Annotated in this window: 13 protein-coding genes and 1 tRNA gene; 11 read left to right on the plus strand and 3 right to left on the minus strand. The window is 71.8% G+C overall.

The genetic code is table 11. The features are described 5' to 3' along the window. Nucleotides 1-38: 38 nt before the first annotated feature. The 6 genes from NBW76_RS10930 (at nucleotide 39) to NBW76_RS10955 (ending at nucleotide 6,708) form a co-directional block, all read left to right on the plus strand. A complete protein-coding gene (locus tag NBW76_RS10930) occupies nucleotides 39-2,240 on the plus strand; it encodes a family 16 glycosylhydrolase (RefSeq protein ID WP_156364790.1) in 2,202 nt (733 codons plus the stop codon). A 174-nt stretch (nucleotides 2,241-2,414) separates the two neighbouring features. Beyond that, entirely contained in the window at nucleotides 2,415-3,491 is a 1,077-nt protein-coding gene (locus NBW76_RS10935; RefSeq protein ID WP_055968163.1) for an SDR family oxidoreductase, read from the plus strand. A gap of 78 nt (nucleotides 3,492-3,569) precedes the next feature. After that, nucleotides 3,570-4,115 (plus strand): hypothetical protein, encoded by a 546-nt coding sequence (locus NBW76_RS10940; protein WP_055968160.1) that lies wholly within the window; start codon nucleotides 3,570-3,572, stop codon nucleotides 4,113-4,115. Between the two features lie 2 nt (nucleotides 4,116-4,117). Further along, nucleotides 4,118-4,765 carry a hypothetical protein gene (locus NBW76_RS10945; protein WP_055968157.1) on the plus strand — a complete coding sequence of 216 codons (648 nt, stop codon included), beginning with the start codon at nucleotides 4,118-4,120 and terminating at the stop codon, nucleotides 4,763-4,765. Between the two features lie 172 nt (nucleotides 4,766-4,937). Next, nucleotides 4,938-5,888, plus strand: a complete 951-nt coding sequence (locus tag NBW76_RS10950) for a class II glutamine amidotransferase (RefSeq protein ID WP_055968154.1) — start codon at nucleotides 4,938-4,940, stop codon at nucleotides 5,886-5,888. A 133-nt stretch (nucleotides 5,889-6,021) separates the two neighbouring features. Further along, nucleotides 6,022-6,708, plus strand: coding sequence for a GAF and ANTAR domain-containing protein (locus NBW76_RS10955; protein ID WP_156364789.1), 687 nt, complete (start codon nucleotides 6,022-6,024; stop codon nucleotides 6,706-6,708). Nucleotides 6,709-6,745: 37 nt separating this feature from the next. Here NBW76_RS10955 and NBW76_RS10960 read toward each other — a convergent pair whose 3' ends face one another. After that, nucleotides 6,746-7,291, minus strand: coding sequence for a TetR/AcrR family transcriptional regulator (locus NBW76_RS10960; protein WP_055968147.1), 546 nt, complete (start codon nucleotides 7,289-7,291; stop codon nucleotides 6,746-6,748). 89 nt (nucleotides 7,292-7,380) lie between these two features. Here NBW76_RS10960 and NBW76_RS10965 point away from each other — a divergent pair, with 89 nt between their 5' ends. Beyond that, the gene (locus NBW76_RS10965; protein ID WP_056554596.1) at nucleotides 7,381-8,328 is read left to right on the plus strand and encodes an alpha/beta hydrolase; all 948 of its coding nucleotides are present in this window, start codon (nucleotides 7,381-7,383) and stop codon (nucleotides 8,326-8,328) included. Further along, nucleotides 8,325-9,119, plus strand: a complete 795-nt coding sequence (locus NBW76_RS10970; RefSeq protein ID WP_056554593.1) for an SDR family oxidoreductase — start codon at nucleotides 8,325-8,327, stop codon at nucleotides 9,117-9,119. Before NBW76_RS10965 ends, NBW76_RS10970 begins: the two co-directional genes overlap by 4 nt. Before the next feature lie 69 nt (nucleotides 9,120-9,188). Here NBW76_RS10970 and NBW76_RS10975 read toward each other — a convergent pair. Further along, nucleotides 9,189-9,274, minus strand: a tRNA-Leu gene (locus NBW76_RS10975). Nucleotides 9,275-9,350: 76 nt separating this feature from the next. After that, the gene (locus NBW76_RS10980) at nucleotides 9,351-10,628 is read right to left on the minus strand and encodes a DUF445 domain-containing protein (RefSeq protein WP_056554590.1); all 1,278 of its coding nucleotides are present in this window, start codon (nucleotides 10,626-10,628) and stop codon (nucleotides 9,351-9,353) included. Nucleotides 10,629-10,707: 79 nt separating this feature from the next. Between NBW76_RS10980 and NBW76_RS10985 the strand changes: the two genes are divergently transcribed. Genes NBW76_RS10985 through hrpA form a run of 3 tightly spaced genes read left to right on the plus strand, consistent with a single transcriptional unit; the run spans nucleotide 10,708 to nucleotide 15,991 of the window. Beyond that, nucleotides 10,708-11,607, plus strand: a complete 900-nt coding sequence (locus NBW76_RS10985) for a neutral zinc metallopeptidase (RefSeq protein ID WP_056554586.1) — start codon at nucleotides 10,708-10,710, stop codon at nucleotides 11,605-11,607. After that, entirely contained in the window at nucleotides 11,604-12,362 is a 759-nt protein-coding gene (locus tag NBW76_RS10990) for a CPBP family intramembrane glutamic endopeptidase (protein WP_055968129.1), read from the plus strand. The genes NBW76_RS10985 and NBW76_RS10990 overlap by 4 nt, the downstream gene beginning before the upstream one ends. 23 nt (nucleotides 12,363-12,385) lie before the next feature. Beyond that, nucleotides 12,386-15,991, plus strand: a complete 3,606-nt coding sequence (gene hrpA / locus NBW76_RS10995; protein ID WP_056554929.1) for an ATP-dependent RNA helicase HrpA — start codon at nucleotides 12,386-12,388, stop codon at nucleotides 15,989-15,991. Nucleotides 15,992-16,010: the final 19 nt, after the last annotated feature.

Genomic DNA, 16,010 nt, shown 5'->3' on the forward strand with positions numbered 1-16,010 from the left:
TCTGGGAGAGAACAACAACACACACGAGGTGGCATGCCATGGGAGAACGCACCGTCACCGGGATGTCCGCAGCACGACGGGGATGCGTCGTGCTGATCTCGGGGATCGTCACCGTGGGGGTGCTCGGCACCCCCGCGGTGGGCGGTCAGACCAGCGAGGCGCCGACGTCGGCGACCGTCTGGACCCCCACGACGGCGGACGTCGTCCGCAACCACGACTTCCGGCAGGGCCGCGCGTACTGGTACCCCAACGCGGGGGCTCGTCTGAGCGTGGGCTCGTCGGGGTCGGCCAGGTCGCTCGCGGTCACCAACACCTCGCGCCGCACGAAGTCGATCAACGTGCGCAGCGGCGTGAGCCCCACGACCTTCGCCGCCGGCACCCGGGTCACGGTCTCGGCCCAGGTGCGCGCCAGCAGCAGCGCCGGCCGGATCGCCCTCCGCGCCCAGGAGCACGCCGCCGTCGCGTCGGCCCCTCGCTGGCGGACCAGCCCGCTCGTGAAGAGCTCGGTGCGCTACCGGACCCTGACGACCACCCTCACGATCGGGCGTGACGACAGCCGCATCACGGTGCGGGCGTTCAACCTGAAGGCCAAGGGCCGCCAGCACCTCTTCGTCCGCTCCCTGAAGGTGACCGTGGTCGAGCCGCCCGCGAAGCCGGGCGAGTGGATCCCCAACCCGGGCTGCACGTCCGGCGCCACGGGGTGGACCCCGTCGGTCAATGCCAGCGTCACCGCGCTCTCAGGCGCCGAGCCCGCGTGCCAGGTGCAGACCCGGTCGTCCGGTGACGACGTGACGGCGACGTCGCGGACCTCGACCGAGTCGGTCAGGTCGGCGGGCTCGCTGGTGCACGTGGCGAGCCAGGTCGACGTCGCCGGGTCCGTGAGACCGGTGCGGATGACGCTGCAGGAGGTCGCCCCGGACGGCTCGATCCTCCAGTCGTTCGCCGGTGTCCGCGACTCCGCCGGTGCGTGGGTGTGGCTCGGCGCGCAGCTGCGCACCGAGCGCGCCGGCAGCCGCATCCGCGTCGTGTACCGGGGCGACGGCCTCGCGGCCGGCGAGGCCCTGCGCTTCCGGCGCGCCACGGTGACGGTCACCGATCCGGCAACGACGCCCACGCCCACCCCCACGCCGACGGCGTCACCAACACCCAAGCCCACTCCGACGCCGACGCCCACCCCGACGCCGACGCCCACCCCGACGCCGACGCCGTCACCCACCCCGACGCCGTCACCCACCCCGACGCCGTCACCCACTCCGACGCCGTCACCCACTCCGACGCCGTCACCCACTCCGACTCCGTCACCCACTCCGACTCCGACGCCCACCCCGACGCCGACGTCCACCCCGACGCCGTCACCCACCCCGACCCCGACGCCGTCACCCACCCCGACACCCACCCCGACGCCGACCCCGACACCTGAGCCGACGCCTCCGCCGAGCACCTCGACGCAGACGTGCAACGACCTCAACGTCCCGAGCAAGCGGACGCTCGCGTTCTCCGACGAGTTCACCGGCACGAGTCTCGATCCCGGCAAGTGGCGGGTGCGGGACAAGACCCACCTGTCCTTCGACGCCGCGTACCTGACGAAGGACGCGATCGACGTCTCGGACGGCACGATGACGATCGAGGGCCGACGTCGCAGCAGCGCCGCGACGGTGAGCACCGGCATCAGGGAACGCTGGTACGACACCGGCTACATCGACACGATCGGCAAGTTCTCGCAGAAGTACGGCCGCTGGGAGATGCGCGCGAAGCTGCCGACCGGCCACACGATGACGCGCGGTGTCTGGCCGGCCTTCTGGCTCCGCGGCGACAGGACCAACGGCGAGATCGACATCATGGAGGCGTACGGAGGCGAGTCCATCCAGCGCTGGAACCCCGCGGGCTCGTACACGACGACCCTGTGGGAGGACACCAACCTCGGCAAGCAGCGAGGCGAGTGGTACTCCTGGGCCCACACGAACTGGGCGTCGAAGTCGCCCGGCGTGTACTCGGACTTCCACACCTACGGCTTCAACTGGACGCCCGACTGCATGCAGTTCACGTACGACGGCCAGGTGCTGTCGACCATCCCGGTCGAGGAGGTGCCCTGGGCCGAGAGCGCGTTCGACAGCCCGTTCAACATCCGTCTGAACATGCAGGTCGGCTCGTCCTACTGGGGCATGCCCGACCAGCAGTACACCAAGGACGCCTTCGACTACGTGGTCGACAGCGTGAAGGTGTACCGCATGAACCCCTGAGCGGCCTCGGCAGCCCAGGTCCCGCCGCCCGGCGGCGTGCGTCGACCCTCTCGGTCCGGGAGGGTCGACGCGCCGCGTCCGGAGCGGACGACGCGCGCCGTGTGGAGCGACCACGCACGATGGCGATGGGCCCGTCCGCCTCCGCGTCGGGTCCTCCCCCACCGAAGGATCTCCGTGACCACTGACGCTCCTGCCCGCCGTGCCCTCGTCGTCGGTGCCTCCGGCATCGTCGGCCAGACCCTCGCCGCGACGCTGGCGGCCGATGGCTGGCAGACCTTCGGCCTCTCGCGCAGTGGCCGTGCGCCCGACGGCGTCACGCCGGTGGCTGCCGACCTCGGCGATCCCGACGGCCTGGTGCGAGCGCTGGAGGGCGTCGACCCGCAGCTCGTCGCCATCACGGCGTGGACGCGACAGGACACCGAGGAGGAGAACATCCGGGTGAACGCGGGTGCCGTGCGACACCTGCTGGCTGCCCTCGCGCCGTCCGGCTCCGTGCAGCACGTGGCCCTCATGACGGGGCTCAAGCACTACCTCGGCCCGTTCGAGGCCTACGGGACGGGCGAGGTCCCGGACACCCCCTTCCGCGAGGAGGAGCCGCGCCTGGACCACCCCAACTTCTACTACGCCCAGGAGGACGAGCTCTTCGCGGCGGCCGAGCGCGACGGCTTCACGTGGAGCGTCCACCGCTCGCACACCGTCCTCGGCTTCGCCACCGGCAACGCCATGAACCTCACGCTCACGGTCGCGGCCTACGCCGCCTTGTGCCGCGAGCTGGGGCTGACCTTCGTCTTCCCCGGGTCGCAGCAGCAGTGGGACGGTCTCACCGACGTGACCGACGCGGACCTGCTCGCGGAGCAGATCGTCTGGGCGGCGACCCACGACGCGGGTCGGGACCAGGCGTTCAACATCGCCAACGGTGACGTCTTCCGGTGGCGGACCCTGTGGCCGCGCATCGCGGAGCACTTCGGCGTCCCGTGGGAGGGCTTCGAGGTCGAGCCGCGCCCGCTGGAGGTGGCCATGGCCGGCATGGAGGACGCATGGCGCGACCTCGCGGAGAAGCACGGCCTGGCGGAGCCCGACCTCGGCCGTGTGGCCTCCTGGTGGCACACCGACGGCGACCTGGGACGCTCGATCGAGTGCGTGACCGACATGAACAAGAGCCGCGCGGCCGGCTTCCTGGGGTTCCGTGACACCCGTGAGAGCTTCTTCCACCACCTCGAGCGCTACCGCGAGGCCCGGATCATCCCCTGAGCCCGTCCCGGCGGCCCTGAGTGCGAGGTCACACGTGAAGGACTGCATGGTTCGGGGCGGGGTGGGCACGTCGTCCCCATGACCCACGACAAGGACGACACAGCAGCCGAGGCCCGCGAGGGCCTGCTGGACAACATCGCCGGCAAGGCCAAGGAGGTCGTCGGTGCGGTGACGGGCCGTGACGACCTCGCCGAGGAGGGCCAGCTCCAGCAGGCCGAGGCCGCCCACCGCAAGGACGCCGTGGCCGAGAAGGCCGTCGCCGACGCCAAGCGCGAGGAGGCCGCTCGCGAGCTCCGGGAGACGAACCACGAGGCTGCGGCGCACCAGGAGGCCGCGAACGACCAGGCCGACGCCGCCCAGCGTGCCGTCGACCGTGAGCGCCAGGAGCAGCACGTCGCCGCCGAGCACGAGGCGGCGCAGCAGGAGGCGGTCGGGCGTCAGGCCGCCGAGCAGCGCGCCGAGGACCTGGCCGAGACGGCCGTGGGCGACGCCGAGGCGCTGGCCGCCGACGCCGCCACCACCGAGCGTCAGGCCGCCGAGGACCGAGCGCGTCTCGAGCGCGAGGCCGACGCCGCCGCACGACAGGCCGCGCAGCTGCGCGACCAGGACCCGAGCCAAGGATGACCATGATCAGCACCCTCATCGCCCTGCCCTACGCAGCAGCACGACTGCCCCTCACCGTGATCGACCGGGGACTGACGTCGCGCCTGCCGGAGTCGTCGGCCGTTCGCCTGACGGTGGACCGCACGATCGGCACCGCTGACCGCGCGGCCGGGACGCTCCTGCACCACGACGCCCTCGCCGCGCGCGGGACCGCCCGCATCGAGCGGGTCGACGCCCTCGTCGAGGCCGCCCGCCTCCAGAAGCAGGCCGACGAGCGTCGCGCGGCGGCCGAGCGCGTCGCCGCAGACGGTCGCCGCGAGGCCGAGCGGAAGCGTCAGGCGGCCGCCGAGCGCGTCGCCACCGGCGCCACCGAGGCGACGAAGGCGGAGGAGCAGGGCAAGCAGCAGGCCACACGGAAGGCCCAGGCCAAGGCGTCGGAGAAGAAGGTCGCCGCCGACGAGGTCGCCGCGCGCCGCACCGAGACCGTCGAGCAGCGCAAGAAGCGTGTCGCCACCGCGGCGGAGGCCAAGAAGAAGGCGGCCCGGACGAAGGCCAAGGCCGGCCTGGACGAGGCGAAGAAGGCCAAGGAGGCCGCCACCGAGGCGCACGCCGACGCCGAGGTGCTGGACGACCTCGTCGAGGCCAAGAAGGACGAGCGCACGCAGGACTGAGCGCGAGCGCGGGCGCCCCTGAAGACCACGGTCGCCAGGGGCGCTCGTGCGTGCGGCGCGCAGCGACGTGCAGGATCTGCTCCGAGCCGTAGGCTCGGAGGCTCGCGCCCGATCGGACGCGCCGCATCCGCGGCGACCTCTCGCCGGAGCCGACCACCAGTGAGGGACGCCCATGTGCCGAGTTCTCGCCTACATCGGGCCGGAGGTCCCCGTCGAGAGCCTGCTGCTCACGCCGGAGAACAGTCTGGTCAACCAGTCGCTCGACCCGGAGCGTCACCCGCAGCTCCAGCTGGCCGGGTGGGGGTTCGGCATCTGGAGCGAGCACCTGCTGAAGCCCGACGAGCCCCTGCTCTACCACCGGCCGATGGCGGCGTTCTACGACGACAACGCGCCCGGCATCGTCCCCAGCCTGCAGGCCAGCACGCTGCTGGCCCACGTGCGGGCCGCCAACTACGACGCGAGCTGCGTGCTGGCCGACGAGAACTGCCATCCCTTCTCGTTCGACGGCGCCCCGTGGATCATCGCCCAGAACGGCGACCTGCCGGGCTGGCAGCTCCTGCAGCGTGAACTGCTGCAGCACTGCAAGGACGAGTTCCTCAGCCAGATGCGCGGGACCACCGACACGGAGTTCCTGTACGTCCTGCTGCTCTCCCTCCTGAAGGAGGACAGCGACGACGGCGTGCAGCTCGCGGTGGAGGAGCTGCTGCGGCTCGTGGCCAAGGCGATGGAGACCCTCGACCTCCCGGCTCTGACCAAGCTGAAGATGGCGCTCGTCGCGCCCGGACGCATCATCGGCGTCAACGCCGGGCTCGGGCACCAGGGCGAGACCGCGCCCGAGGGCGACTGGCGCGAGCTGCGCAAGGCCGGACCGGGTACCGACGACTTCGCGCTGTCGATGCTGCTGGAGCCGATGTACCTGTCGGCGGGACGCGACTTCGAGCACGATGCCGGGACCTACGGGTTCGGGCAGTACTCGCCCGAGGAGGCGACGTCGGCCATCTTCGCCTCCGAGCCCCTGACCGACGGCGAGGACGACTGGTCCCACCTCGAGTTCGGCCACGTCGTGTTCCTGCGCACCACCGACGAGGGGATCAGCCAGGACGTCCGCGCGCTGTCGGTGTAGGCGACGAGGCTCCTGCGATCGGCACCGTGAGTTCCGGTCCTCACCGGGTACGTGCCCGGTGGTGCCCGCGCTCGTGGGCGCCCTCCAGGCGCCGGGCCCGGTGCCCTGGACCCAGCCAGCGGAGGTCGACACCATGGAACTCCAGCAGCTCTTCTCCACGATGGCGGTGGAGCTGAGTCCGCAGACCGACACGGAGGCTCTCGAGAGCATCGGGCAGTACGCCTGTCGGGCCGTGGACGCCGACGACTCGGGCATCCTGCTCCTGCGAGCGCGCGGACGGATCGAGACTCCGGTCAGCACCTCACGCGTCGTGAACGAGGCGCACGCCCGACAGGCCGAGCTGGACGAGGGACCGTGCCTCGACGTGGTGCGCACCGACACCTCCGTCCTCTTCACCGGCGACGCGGCCCACGACCCCCGGTGGCCGCAGTGGGGTGTCTACGCCGAGGACCGCGGCTACTCCAGCTCCCTGAGCGTTCGCCTGGCCGTCGGCGACCGGCGCTACGGCTCCTTGAACGTGTACGCCCGGCGCCGCGACGCCTTCAGCACCAGCGACGTGGACGCCCTCAGCGTCCTCGGGGCCCACGCGTCCGTCGCCCTCGCCGCGGCGCAGGAGCGCGCCCACCTCATGCGCGCCGTCGACAACCGCACCACCATCGGACAGGCCCAGGGAGTCCTGATGACGGTCTTCGACATCGACGCCGAGTCCGCGTTCGCCTACCTCACGCGTCTCTCCCAGGGCCGCAACGTCAAGCTCAGCGAGGTGGCCGCCGAGATCGTCGATCGGCGCAGCGAGATCCGCTCCCGGTCCGAGGGCTGAGCCCGGACCCGCGGCGCCGACGCGACGGTACCGGAGCTCAGCGACCTCGGTGTCCGTTCGAGAACGCGTCGAGGACGGCGCGCTGCTCCTCGACCGGCAGCGGATGCATGAGCAGTCCCTCGACGGCAAAGACCCCCAGACGCGTCATCGCGGGCACTTGGGTCTCGGGAACGCCTGCGTGCCGCAACCCGTCGGCGAGGATGGCGTCCGTCAGCTCGTGGAAAGCGGAGTGCCACGCCTCGACCCTCGGGGACGAGGTGGCCAGCGAGTGCACGGTCGTCACCAGCCGACTCTGCCTGGTGAGGCGCTCGACGACCCACAGGAGCCGATCGGTCAAAGGCTGCTCGACGTGCTCCTCCGCGCCCTGGAGCGCCTGCCCCAGGAGATGGTCGAGGACCGCCACCAGGAGGGCGTCCTTGTCCTCGAAGTACCAGTAGATGGTCGTGGTGGTGACCCCGGCGGCACGGGCGACCTTGGCCATCGACGTGTTCTCGAACCCGTCGTCGGCGAACAGCGTCGCTGCTGCCACGACGATCTCGGTGGACTTCTCCTCGCGATCACGGGGGCGGCGGTTCCGAGGCATGCGTCACTGTATCTTGCACGCCGTTCAAGAACCAAGTACGTTCTTGATCGTTGTTCAAGACAGCAGCCGCCGCAGACGAGGAGCCCACCATGGTCGCGTCCAGCGACGCCTTCACGACGTCGGAGGAGTGGTTCGACTCCTCCGGCACCCGCTGTGCCGCTCGGGTGTACCGACCCTCCGGCGCTCCGCAGGAGCGTCCCGTCGTGGTGATGGCCCACGGGTTCGGGTCGGTGCGTGCGCTCCGGCTCTACGCCTACGCCGAGCGCTTTGTCGCAGCCGGGTACGTCGTCGTGGTCTTCGACTACCGCGGCTTCGGTGAGAGCGACGGCGAGCCACGACAGGTGCTGGACATCGCCATGCAGCACCAGGACTGGCGGGCGGCCCTCGGGCACGCCAGGTCCCTCGACGGAGTCGATCGCAGTCGCGTCGTGGCGTGGGGCACCTCCTTCGCCGGTGGCCACGTCATCACCATCGCCGGGCAGGGAGAGCCTCTGGCGGCGATCATCGCCCAGGTCCCCCACGTCAGTGGCCCCGCCGCTGTCAGGTCGACCGGGCTGCGCGCCGCCCTACGTGCCGTCGTGCCGGGCGTCCGCGACGTCGTCGGTGCTCGACTGGGCCGCGACCCCGTCTACATCGCGAGCGTCGACGTCCCGGGCCGCACCGCGATGATGACCTCCCCCGACGCCTACGCCGGGATGCTCCGGCTCGTGCACGAGTCCGGCCTGTCGGAGGACGCCTATCCCCGAACGGTCGCGGCACGCATCGCTTTGAGCATCGGCGCGTACTCACCTCGCCGCTGGGCGGCCGGCATCGAGTGCCCGGCGCTCGTCCAGATCGTCTCGCAGGACGCGATCACTCCCCGACGTGTCGCGGAGCGGGCCGCGGCCACGATCCGACGGTCCACCGTCCACGTCTACGACGGCGGCCACTTCGATCCCTACGTCGAGCCCCTGTTCGAGACGGTCGTCTCGGACCAGCTCGCCTTCCTCCTGCGACACGTACCCCCGACGCCGACCCGCTCGAAGGAGACCTCATGACCGTTCCCACCCGTACCGCACTCGTCACCGGAGCATCCGCCGGCATCGGTGCCACCTTCGCCCGCACCCTCGCGGCCGAGGGTCTGGACCTCGTCCTCGTCGCCCGACGCAAGGACAGGCTCGACGAGCTCGCCCAGGAGCTCACCGACGCCCACGGCGTGCGCTGCGAGGTCCTCGCCGCGGACCTGAGCGACCCGGACGCGCCGAGGGCGATCATGGCGTTCGTCGAGGACCGGGGACTCGTCGTCGACGTCCTCGTCAACAACGCCGGCATGTCGGGCAGCACCGCCTTCGCCGAGACCCCGTGGGACTCGCTGGCTGCCGAGCTCCAGGTGATGGTGACCGCCGTGACCGAGCTGACGCACCTCGTCGTCCCGGGCATGAAGCAGCGGCGCTGGGGTCGGATCGTCAACCTGTCCTCCCTCGCGGCCTTCGCCCCGCCCGGCGAGAGCCTGCTCTACACCGGCATCAAGAGCTACGTCCTCGACATGTCCCAGGCGCTGGACATGGAGCTCAAGCCCTTCGGCGTCCACGTCACGGCGCTCTGTCCCGGGTTCACCCACAGCGAGTTCCACCAGACGATGGGAAGCGCGGAGGCCGCCTCCGCGCTTCCGTCCGTCCTCTGGCAGGAGCCCGAGGCCGTCGTGCGCGCGGGGTGGGCGTCGGTCAACGCAGGCAAGCCCGTGTGCGTGCCCGGCCTTGTCAACAAGGTCCTCTCCCACGGCATGCGGCCGGTGCCGTTCCGCCTCCAGTACGTCCTGGGCAGGACGTTCAACCCGTTCAAGCACTGAGGTCGCCGTCTGCGCCGGGCGGATGCGGAACGACGAAGGGACCGGCCCAGTGGGCCGGTCCCTTCAACGTGTCCGAGGGGGGACTTGAACCCCCACAGCCCTATCGGGCCACTAGCACCTCAAGCTAGCGCGTCTACCAATTCCGCCACCCGGACGTGGACCCTGAGGATCCGTGGTGCAGTCAGGAACTGTACCAGCCGGTCCGTGAGCGCCCAGCACCCCCACCCCCGCTCAGACGAGGTGGGAGACCGTGTGGATGACCAGGCCCGCGAGACCGCCGACGACGGTGCCGTTGATCCGGATGAACTGCAGGTCGCGACCCACGTGCAGCTCGACCTTGCGGGCCGTCTCGTCACCGTCCCAGCGGTCGACGGTGGCGGAGATGATCGTCGCGACCTCGCCTCCGTAGTGGTCGACCATGTAGGCGACGGCCTCGGAGACGACCCGGTCGCCGCGTGCCTGGAGGGCCTCGTCCTCCTGGAGGCGGACGGCGAGGTTCTGCAGCTCCTGCAGAGCGCGGCGCCGCAGCATCCCCTCCTCGTCCTGCAGCGTGTCGATGAGGGCGCGACGCAGGGCGTCCCACACGGCGACGCCCGTGCGGGTGACCTGCGGCTGGTTGAGCATGCGGGTCTTGAGCCGCTCGAACTTCTGCTGGGTCTCGGCGTCGTCCTCCAGGTCGTCGGCGAGGCGGCCGAGCCAGCCGTCCAACGCGCGGCGGGCGCGGTGGTCGGGCTGGCTGCGGATCTCGCTCACCCAGGAGACGGCCTCGAGGTGCAGGCGGGCGCCCACGCGCTCGTCGACCCACTGCGGGGTCCACCACGGTGCCCGCTCCCCCACGAGCGCGCTCACCTCGTCGGCGTTGTCGAGCAGCCACGCGTGCAGCTCGTCGAGGACGAGGTCGACCATGCCCACGTGGGCGCGCTCGGCCAGGACGTCACCCAGCAGCTTGCCGGCGACCGGCGCGAGCGGCTCCTCGACGAGACGCGGGATGATCGCCTCCTCCACGAGCGCGGCCACGTCCTCCGGTCGCACGCGGGTGAGGGCGTGGGCCGTGATCTTCGACCCCTCGCGCACGAGCCGGGCCGCGTGGTCGCCGTCGGCCAGCCAGACACCCGTGCGTCGGGTCAGCTCGGCGGACTCGAGTCGTTCCTTGACGACCTCCGGGCGCAGGAAGTTCTCCGTGACGAACTCCTGCAGGCTGGCCCCGAGCGACGCCTTGCGTCGCGGGATGATCGCCGTGTGCGGGATCGGCAGCCCCAACGGGTGACGGAACAGCGCCGTGACGGCGAACCAGTCGGCGATCGCGCCGACCATGGCCGCCTCGGACGCGGCGTTCACGTAGCCCCACGCGCCGTCGCGCTCCCGCGTCAGCAGGAACACGATCGCGGCGACCACGAGCAGCGACGTCGCGACGACCCGCATCCGGCGCAGGCCACGACGGCGCTCCTCGTCGGCAGCGGGGTCCGACGACAACGCAGGTCCGGTGGGGTCGGTCAGGGAGGTGCTCACGGGCCGAGCGTAGGTGAGCGCGAGGGCGTCGGCCGGTCGAGAGCGCCGAGTCGCTGATCACGCTGCGTAGACTTCTGCCATGAGCTTCAACGAGGGCGCTCGCCTCGACACCAGCCAGGTCACCGGGGGCCGGGCCCGCGGCGGGGCCGTCATCGGCGGGGGTGTCGGCGGCATCGTCGTCCTGCTCATCGGTCTCTTCTTCGGCGTCGACCTGAGCAGCGTCACGGGAGGGTCGAGCAACCCGTTCGACACCAGCCAGGTCGCCGCCCAGGGCGAGGAGTCCACCGAGGACTTCAGCCAGTGCCGGACCGGCGCCGACGCCAACCGCGACGACACCTGCCGGATCATCGGCACCGTCAACAGCGTCCAGGACTACTGGAACGACGCCCTCCCCGCCGACGTCGGCCGTCAGTACCGAGCGGCGCAGACGGTCATCTACTCCGGGAGCACGCAGTCCGCGTGCGGCACCGCCTCGAACCAGACGGGGCCGTTCTACTGCCCGTCCGACGAGCGCGTCTACATGGACGCGACCTTCTTCGAGCTGCTCTCGAGCCGCTTCGGGGCCGACGACGGCGCGCTGGCGCAGGAGTACGTGGTGGCGCACGAGTACGGCCACCACGTGCAGCACGTCCTCGGCCTGCTCGGACGCGCGCAGGACGGCAGCGGAGCGACCGGTGGCGGGGTGCGGGTCGAGCTCATGGCCGACTGCCTCGCCGGGGTGTGGGCCCACCACGCCGCGACCACCGAGGACGCGGACGGCAACACCCTGCTGAAGCCACTCACGCAGGCCGACGTCCGGTCGGCGCTGTCGGCCGCTGCCGCCGTCGGTGACGACCACATCCAGCAGTCCTCGGGCGCCACGGTGAACCCCGACTCCTGGACGCACGGCTCGAGCGAGCAGCGCCAGCGCTGGTTCCTGCGGGGCTACGAGGGCGGTACCGCCAACCAGTGCGACACCTTCGCCACCGACGACCTGTGACCGCGGCGCACACCCCGGGCCGCTCGCGCATCCGGGCCGAGGTCTGGCTGGTCCTGGGGCTGTCCCTCGGACAGTCCGCGGTCTACGCGGTGCTCAGCCTGGTGGCGGCCCTGACCCGCGGGCCGCTGCGCGACGCGACCGCCACCCTCAACTCCTCACGCAGCGACCGCGAGTGGCTGGACGTGACCTACCAGCTGCTCGGGATCGGCTTCGCGCTCGTCCCCGTCGCGCTCGCCCTCTTCCTGCTCGCCGGTGACGGCCCGGGCGTGCTGCGCAGGCTGGGGCTCACCGGCAGCAGCCGACGTCGCGTGGTGGCCGAGGGCATCGGCCTGACGGCCGTCATCGGGCTCCCCGGCATCGGGCTCTACCTGGCAGGACGTGCGCTGGGCGTGACCGCCGAGGTGCTCACCGTCCCCGAGAACGTGTACTGGTGGACGGCGATCGTGCTCGTCCTGGCCGCCTTCCAGAACGGCGTGCTGGAGGAGGTCGTCATGGTCGGCTACCTCTTCACCCGGCTCCGCCAGCTCGGCTGGGGCCCCTGGGCCGTCATCTGGACGAGCGCCGTGATCCGTGGCAGCTACCACCTCTACCAGGGCTTCGGCCAGGGCCTCGGCAACCTCGTCATGGGTCTGGTGTTCGGCTACTGGTACCACCGGACCCGCCGCCTCGCGCCCCTCGTGGTCGCCCACACGCTGCTCGACGTGTTCGCCTTCGTCGGTGTCCTGCTGCTCGGCGACCGGCTGGGACTGCGGTGATGGGCGGTGTGATGGGCGGGGGGATGAAGATCGAGGTCGCTCCCGGCCTGCCGATCGCGGACCGGGCCGACGACATCGCCCAGGCCCTGCGTGACCACCAGGTCGTGGTCGTCGCCGGGGAGACTGGGTCGGGCAAGACCACGCAGCTGCCGAAGATCGCGCGGCTCCTCGGCCGCGAACGCATCGTGCACACGCAGCCCCGACGGATCGCGGCCCGCTCGGTGGCGGCCCGCATCGCGCAGGAGTGCGAGGTCGAGCTGGGCCAGGAGGTGGGCTACGCCGTCCGGTTCGACGACCGCACGAGCGGCGAGACGCAGATCCGGCTGGTCACGGACGGCCTGCTGCTGAGCGAGATCCACCACGACCGTGACCTGCGCCGCTACGACACCGTCATCGTCGACGAGGCCCACGAGCGCAGCCTCGCCATCGACTTCCTGCTGGGATACCTCAAGCAGCTGCTCCCCCGTCGTCCCGACCTGAAGGTCGTGGTCACCTCGGCGACGATCGACGTCGGTCGGTTCTCGGCGATGTTCGACGACGCACCGGTCGTCGAGGTCAGTGGCCGCACGTACCCGGTGGAGGTGCGGTACCGCCCCCTCACCGATCCCGACGACGGCATGCTCGACGGGATCACCGCGGCCATCTCCGAGCTCCCCCGCGAGGGCGACGTGCTGGTCTTCCTGTCCGGGGAGCGCGAGATCCGCGACGCCGCGGCGCACCTCGAGGGTCTGCGCTGGCGCCAGACGGAGATCCTGCCGCTCTACGGGCGGCTGGCGGCCCAGGACCAGGCCAAGATCTTCGCCTCGCACCCGGGGCGTCGCATCGTGCTGGCGACGAACGTGGCGGAGACGTCGCTGACGGTGCCGGGCATCCGCTACGTGGTCGACACAGGCTACGCCCGCATCTCCCGCTACAGCCAGCGGCTGAAGGTCCAGCGGCTGCCGATCGAGCCGGTCTCGCGGGCCAGCGCGGCCCAGCGCGCCGGACGGTGCGGTCGTGTGGCGGACGGCATCTGCATCCGGCTCTACGCCGAGGACGACCACGACGGGCGGCCCGAGTACACCGACCCGGAGATCCTGCGCACCAACCTCGCATCCGTCCTGCTGCAGATGGCCGCCCTCGACCTCGGCGACGTCGAGGACTTCCCGTTCCTCGACCCGCCGGACCGCCGTGCCGTCGGGGACGGACGCGCGCTGCTGGCCGAGCTCGGCGCGCTGCAGGAGGGCCGGGACGGACGCCCGCGCCTGTCACGGCTCGGGCGGACGATGTCGCGCCTGCCGACCGACCCTCGCATGGCACGCATGCTCCTGGCCGCGGACCGCCAGGGCTGCCTGGCCGACGTGCTGGTGATCGTCGCCGGGCTGTCCATCCAGGACCCGCGCGAGCGGCCGGCCGAGCACCAGGCCCGGGCCGACCAGCTGCACGCCCGCTTCCGCAGCCCCGACTCCGACTTCCTGTCCTGGCTCGTGCTCTGGGAGTACGTGCGCGAGCGACGTGACGAGCTCAGCAGCAGCGCGTTCCGGCGCCTGTGCCGCGACGAGCTGCTGCACTACCTGCGGATCCGCGAGTGGCAGGACGTGCACGCCCAGCTGCGCCGCACCGTCCGCGACCTCGGGATGAAGCCCGGGAAGGTGGGCGCCGACCCCGCCGACGTGCACCGTGCCCTGCTCACCGGCCTGCTGTCCCACGTGGGCGTGCGCCAGGAGGACTCCAAGGAGTTCCTCGGCGCACGCGGCGCACGCTTCATGGTGTTCCCGGGCTCCGCGCTCGCGCGCAAGCCCCCGCGCTGGGTGGTGGCCGGCGAGCTGGTCGAGACCGGACGTCTGTGGGGGCGCACCGTGGCCCGCGTCGAGCCGGAGTGGGTGGAGAAGGCCGCACCGCACCTGGTCAAGCGCCAGTACGCGGAGCCGCACTGGTCGGCACGCCGCGGCGCGGCCATGGCCAAGGAGCGGGTCACGCTCTACGGGATCCCGCTCGTCGTCGATCGGCTGGTCCCGCTCGGGCGCCACGACCCGGTCCTGGCGCGCGAGCTGTTCGTCCGGCACGCGCTGGTGCAGGGCGAGTGGCGCACGCAGCACGGGTTCGTGAAGCGGAACGCCGAGCGCATCGAGGCCGCGGAGGCCGTGGAGGACCGGGTGCGTCGGCGTGGGCTGCGGGTCGACGACGAGACCCTCTTCGCGTTCTACGACGGACGGGTCCCGGCCGACGTCGTCTCCGTGCGGCACTTCGACGCGTGGTGGAAGAAGACCTCGCGCGAGACCCCGGACCTGCTCGACCTCGACCCGGACTCGCTCCTGGCCGACGTCGGCGACCTGGAACGGGACTTCCCCACCACGTGGACGTCGCAGTCGGCCGAGTACCAGGTGTCCTACGCCTTCGAGCCCGGCAGCGACACCGACGGCGTGATCGTCGACGTCCCGGTCGACGCGCTGCTGTCGGTGGACCCGGCCGAGTTCCTGTGGAACGTGCCCGGACACCGCGCCGAGCTGGTGGTCGCGCTCGTCCGCTCGCTGCCGAAGCGTCTGCGCCGCGAGCTCGTGCCGGTACCGGACCACGCCGCTGCGCTGGTCGAGGTGCTGGACCCCTCGGGTGGCCCGCTCCTCGAGCAGCTGGTGCGCGGCATCCGGCAGCGCACGGGCACCCTCGTCACCCCCGACGACTTCGACCTCTCCGCCGTCCCCGAGCACCTGGTGGTCACGTTCCGCGTGGTCGACGACGGCGCCGAGATCGCGCGGGGTCGTGACCTGGAGGCGCTGCGGGCCGAGCTGAGCGACGTCGTGCGTCGCGACCTCGAGCAGGTGGCCGCCGCGGCCGAGCGCACGGGCATCACGTCGTGGGACGTCGGCACGATCGAGCGCACCGTTCCCGCGGGCCAGGTGACTGGCTACCCCGCGCTGGTCGACGCCGGTGCCTCGGTGACGCTCACGGTGCTCGACACCGAGGCAGAGCAGCACGTGGCCATGGTGCGCGCCCAGGCACGGCTGCTGGCCCTGGGCACACCCACGACCACGCCGTCGCTCGGTCGCACCCTCGACCTTCGCCAGAAGCTGTTGCTCGCCTCCTCCCCGTACCGGGACGCCGCGGCCGTGCTCGACGACTGCCGCCTCGCGGCACTCGACGACCTGGTGACCCGGCACGGTGGCCCGGTGTGGGACGAGGCCGCGTTCGCGGCGCTGCGCGAGAAGGCCCGGTCCGAGGTGCACGACGCGACCGCCGCGGTGCTCCGCGACGTGCTGCGCGCCCTCGAGAAGCTCGCCCAGGTGCAGCCCCAGGGTCCGGGCGAGGCCGCGGAGGACGTGCGGGTGCAGCTCAGCTGGCTCGTCCACCCGGGGTTCGTCCGCGAGCTCGGGGTCGGCCAGGTGCGGCGTCTGCACGTCTACCTCGAGGCAGCACGGCGTCGGCTGGCCACTCCTGCGAACGAGCAGCTGCTGCGCGTGCAGGAGCTCGAGGCCGAGTTCCACGACCGGACCGACGGGCTCGGCGACCTGCGTCGGCACGCTGCCGACGTCGAGGAGGTGCGCTGGGCGCTCGAGGAGCTGCGCGTGAGCGTCGTGGCGCAGAACCTCGGGACGTCCCGGCCGGTCTCGGTCAAGCGGCTGCGGCGCATGCTCGACGACCTCGCCGTCTGACGACGACGCCCCGCGACCG

Source organism: Aeromicrobium sp. Leaf245, assembly GCF_942548115.1.
In the GTDB taxonomy this organism is placed as follows: domain Bacteria; phylum Actinomycetota; class Actinomycetes; order Propionibacteriales; family Nocardioidaceae; genus Aeromicrobium.

Coding starts and splice junctions, on each gene's coding strand:
- NBW76_RS10930 (WP_156364790.1), top strand. CDS start 39: ATGGGAGAACGCACCGTCACCGGGATGTCCGCAGCACGACGGGGATGC.
- NBW76_RS10940 (WP_055968160.1), top strand. CDS start 3,570: ATGACCCACGACAAGGACGACACAGCAGCCGAGGCCCGCGAGGGCCTG.
- NBW76_RS10945 (WP_055968157.1), top strand. CDS start 4,118: ATGATCAGCACCCTCATCGCCCTGCCCTACGCAGCAGCACGACTGCCC.
- NBW76_RS10950 (WP_055968154.1), top strand. CDS start 4,938: ATGTGCCGAGTTCTCGCCTACATCGGGCCGGAGGTCCCCGTCGAGAGC.
- NBW76_RS10955 (WP_156364789.1), top strand. CDS start 6,022: ATGGAACTCCAGCAGCTCTTCTCCACGATGGCGGTGGAGCTGAGTCCG.
- NBW76_RS10960 (WP_055968147.1), bottom strand. CDS start 7,291: ATGCCTCGGAACCGCCGCCCCCGTGATCGCGAGGAGAAGTCCACCGAG.
- NBW76_RS10965 (WP_056554596.1), top strand. CDS start 7,381: ATGGTCGCGTCCAGCGACGCCTTCACGACGTCGGAGGAGTGGTTCGAC.
- NBW76_RS10970 (WP_056554593.1), top strand. CDS start 8,325: ATGACCGTTCCCACCCGTACCGCACTCGTCACCGGAGCATCCGCCGGC.
- NBW76_RS10985 (WP_056554586.1), top strand. CDS start 10,708: ATGAGCTTCAACGAGGGCGCTCGCCTCGACACCAGCCAGGTCACCGGG.
- hrpA (WP_056554929.1), top strand. CDS start 12,386: ATGAAGATCGAGGTCGCTCCCGGCCTGCCGATCGCGGACCGGGCCGAC.